Origin of the sequence: Streptomyces sp. NPDC052107 (assembly GCF_040680215.1) — a bacterium.
Taxonomy (GTDB): Bacteria; Actinomycetota; Actinomycetes; order Streptomycetales; family Streptomycetaceae; genus Streptomyces.
Genome location: NZ_JBFAWG010000280.1, coordinates 1 through 1,436, shown reverse-complemented (window position 1 = coordinate 1,436; position 1,436 = coordinate 1). Strand labels below are relative to the sequence as shown.

Annotated in this window: 1 protein-coding gene and 1 pseudogene; both read left to right on the top strand. The window is 71.7% G+C overall.

Annotated elements, in window-relative coordinates:
- A pseudogene (locus tag AB0M27_RS47815) lies at positions 1-655 on the top strand (transcriptional regulator); the annotation flags it as partial.
- A gap of 12 nt (positions 656-667) precedes the next feature.
- Positions 668-1,225: an XRE family transcriptional regulator gene (locus tag AB0M27_RS47810; RefSeq protein ID WP_365732463.1), complete on the top strand. Its 558-nt coding sequence runs from the start codon at positions 668-670 to the stop codon at positions 1,223-1,225.
- Positions 1,226-1,436 lie beyond the last annotated feature (211 nt).

Sequence of the window (1,436 nt, the reverse complement as noted above, 5' to 3'; positions counted from 1 at the left end):
TGTTCCCCTGACCAGGGAGGACATCGAGGAGAACCGCTACGGCAATGGCCGCTACCTGGATGGCTGGTACACCCGGTTGCGCGATGCCTACCTGGCCACGATGGCCGACCTCGGGGTCCGCGCCGACATGGAGCCGGCCGATTTCCTCGCCGCGATGGACGGCTGCAAGGGCCGTGATCCCGAGCTGGGCATCGTCGTCTCGGCCATCAAGGCGACGGTCAAGGGCGGGCTGGGCAAGCTCCGCGAGCGGCCGCGCGGCGGGGGCTGGCGGCCGGGCGAGCCCTGGCGGGCCCTGGAGCGTCCGACGTGGCGGCCGGACATCCGGGCGGCGGTCATCTCCCGTACCCGGATCAACCTGCACCGCAAGATCGTGCGCCACGCGGCGTTCACCGGGCAGTACCCGGTCGCGGTCCTGTCCGACTGCGTCGTCTACGCCGCGAACGGGCCGAGCCCGCTGGACTTCCTGCCCTACCGGGAGGGCAGGCCGCTCCCGGGTGGGTTCAAGCTGGGCGTCAACCCCGGTCTGGTCAAGCACGAGGGCACCCAGACCGTCCTGTGGGGCGAGGAGGTCCGGGAGCGGTTCGACGCCCCCGAGCTCAACCTCGCCCGGTACATCAAGGACGGCACCGTCACCGGCGCCGACAACGGAGAGTAGGGGAAGGCGACGATGAGCCTGATCGGGGACGGCCTGGACAAGGCGGTGCAGAAGGCGTTCACCCGCCCGGCGCCCAGGAGCGCGGGTGCGCAGATGCGGTACCTGGTCAAGAAGCTCGGCGGCACCAGACCCGTCGCCCGGATGCTGCGGGTCTCCCAGCGCACCGTGGAGCGGTACGTGAAGGGCCAGATCAAAAAGCCCCGCCCGGATCTCGCCGCCCGTCTGGAGCGCGAGGTCAAGGCCCGGTGGCAGCCGCAGATCAGGGCCAGAGCGAGGGCGAAGGCGGCGTCCACGGGCGGCATCGTCATCGACACCCGCGCCCGCCTCGGCTACACCGCCCCTATCGGCTCCACCGACCAGGACCGCGTCCGCCACCTGACCGTCGCCCTGCCCCCGCAGCACGCTGCCCGCCTCTTCGACGCCCAGGAGCAGGGCGCCACCGACGTCCGCCTCCGGGAGATCGCCGCCGAGGCACTCAGGGAGGTCTACTTCCAGGACGGCGGCCGCCGCGCCGGCTCCCTGGAGGAGGTCCGGTTCACCGACATCGAACACCTCGAGTTCGAGCTGTAGCAGCCCGCACCCGGAACAGGGCGTGGGCCCCGGTGCGACCGGGCGCTTCACCTGGCCGCTGGGCGGTTGAGCCGGCCGGGTCGAGTTCAGCCCGGTGGATCGGCCGGCCGTTGTCCGAACGGATCGTCAGCGACGTCGAGACCGAAGAGGGGCAGAGGTTCCTCAGCGCCTTGTAGGCGTCTGGCTCCGGATCGCCAAGGGCGCTCCGGCC

Bases quoted from the DNA above. Each gene is read 5' to 3' on its own strand.
- AB0M27_RS47810 (WP_365732463.1), top strand. From the start codon at position 668: ATGAGCCTGATCGGGGACGGCCTGGACAAGGCGGTGCAGAAGGCGTTC.